This is a genomic window from Nguyenibacter vanlangensis (genome assembly GCF_013376155.1).
Taxonomy (GTDB): domain Bacteria; phylum Pseudomonadota; class Alphaproteobacteria; order Acetobacterales; family Acetobacteraceae; genus Gluconacetobacter; species Gluconacetobacter vanlangensis.
Map to the genome: position 1 here is coordinate 1 of NZ_JABXXP010000545.1, position 1,943 is coordinate 1,943.

At 68.3% G+C, this 1,943-nt stretch carries 3 protein-coding genes; 2 read left to right on the top strand and 1 reads right to left on the bottom strand.

Features of this window, described 5'->3' with window-relative positions:
- Window positions 1–78: 78 nt before the first annotated feature.
- Window positions 79–600: a copper chaperone PCu(A)C gene (locus tag HUK84_RS16450; RefSeq protein ID WP_246285738.1), complete on the bottom strand. Its 522-nt coding sequence runs from the start codon at window positions 598–600 to the stop codon at window positions 79–81.
- 245 nt (window positions 601–845) lie between these two features.
- Here HUK84_RS16450 and nrdR point away from each other — a divergent pair, with 245 nt between their 5' ends.
- Together nrdR and nusB are read left to right on the top strand one after the other, a co-directional pair.
- Window positions 846–1,394, top strand: coding sequence for a transcriptional regulator NrdR (nrdR, locus tag HUK84_RS16455; protein WP_176641241.1), 549 nt, complete (start codon window positions 846–848; stop codon window positions 1,392–1,394).
- A gap of 40 nt (window positions 1,395–1,434) precedes the next feature.
- Window positions 1,435–1,943, top strand: a 509-nt coding sequence (nusB, locus tag HUK84_RS16460) for a transcription antitermination factor NusB (protein WP_176641242.1), incomplete at its 3' end; no start/stop codon positions are given.

Consider the following 1,943-nt stretch of genomic DNA (forward strand, 5'->3'; position numbering starts at 1 on the left):
CCACCGCGGCCTGAGGACGTGCCGGCCCCGTGGCCCGCGACGGGAAACGCCGCGCGGGCCGCGTCGCCAGGGGCCGTGCTACGGCGTCGCGTCGGTCTGGTCGGGGTTGGGCCGGATATCGAACGGCACGGTTCGCGTCGTGCCGCCCAGGAAATGAAACGTCACCTGAATGCGCCGTCCGGGCTGCACGCTGTCGTCATACCCGCTGCAGATCAGGTGATACCCGCCCGGCGGAAAGACCAGGACCGTCTGCGCCGGCAGCGCCAGATGGTCGAACAGTGCCGCGGTCTCCCCCGTGCTTTCCTGCTCTGTATGGTGGGCATACAGGGCATGGCAGGCCGGCGCGGTCACTCCGTTCAGCAGATGGGCGTCCTTGCCGCGATTTTCGATGGTGAAATAGCCGGTAGCGATTCGGCGGTCGGGCTGCAGGATCTGCATCCAGCTATCGCGTATGTCGATATCGGCGCCGGCGTCGGCCTGTCCAGGGGGGGCCTGTCCCGGCACCGCCGGCGAGGGGGCGTCTGCCGCCAGGGCCGGCCGGGCACCAACGGTACCCGCCAGGGCCAGCATTCCGACCAGCAGCGCGCGTCGCGTCATCATGGGGTCCTTGCCTGTTCGTTCGCTGCGACGTTACCAGCAGGAATATTACCAGCAAGCCTGAGTCGCCGAAAACCGGGCGATCGCACGTCCGGGCTTGCGCCCGGGCGATTTCATGCGCATTTCGTGCGGGCTACGCGCCGGGGCACGATTGGCGGCGGTTTCCGCCACATGTTCCGCGATGACGAACTCGGGCGCCCGTCGGACAGCCGGCACGCGCCGCAACGCCGGTTGGGAAGCCCGCACGCATGCGATGCCCTTTTTGTGGTCACGAGGACACCCAGGTAAAGGACAGCCGTCCGCACGAGGACGGAACCGCGATTCGCCGCCGCCGTATCTGCGCGTCCTGCAGCCAGCGCTTTACCACCATCGAGCGGGTGCAACTGCGCGACCTGTATGTCGTCAAGGCCGACGGGCGCAGGGTGCCGTTCGAGCGCGACAAGCTGGCGCGTTCGATCCGCGTGGCCCTGCGCAAGCGCCCGGTGGACGAAGACCGGATCGACCGCATCGTCAACGGCCTGGTGCGCCAGTTGGAGGCATCGGGCGAGACGGACATCGCATCGCGCGACATCGGCAAGCTGGTGATGGACACGCTGCGCGAGGTCGATATCGTGGCCTATATCCGCTTTGCCAGCGTGCATTGGGATTTTCGTGAAACCAAGGATTTCGCGGCGATCCTGGAATCGATCCCGGTCGGCCCGGGCGAGGAGCGGCCGGCCGCGATCAGGGTCCCGGCCGCCGATTCCGGCGCTGCGGTCGCCTCGGGCTATGGACCTGACGGCATAAAGAGGCGATGAAGCCGCCTTTCACGGATCAGCGGCAGCAGGAGACAGGCCCATGAGCGGCGTACAGGACGAAGACGGCACACACCACAAGCCCCGGTCGCGCACCGCGTCGCGCGTGGCAGTCGTGCAGGCGCTGTTCCAGATCGAGCAGGCCGACGACGCGCCCGAGACGGTGATCGCGCAGTTTCTGCGCCACCGGCTGGGACGCGTGCCCGGCGATCAGGCGGAGGATTATGAAGACGGTACGGTGCCTGAGGCCGATGCGAAATTGTTCGAGCAGGTCGCCCGCTCGGCCGTCGCCCGGCGCGAGCAGGTCGATGCGCTGATCGTCGACGTGCTGCCGTCATCCTGGCCGTTCGCGCGGCTCGACCCGGTACTGCGCGCACTGCTGCGCGCCGCCGGCGCCGAACTGGCGGTGGTCGAGGGCGTGCCGACCCGCGTCGTAATCAACGAATATCTCGACATCGCCCATGGGTTCTTCTCGGGGGACGAGCCGAAGATGGTCAACGGCGTGCTCGACGCGCTGGCCCGCCGCCTGCGCACTGCCGCGCCCGCCGCCGG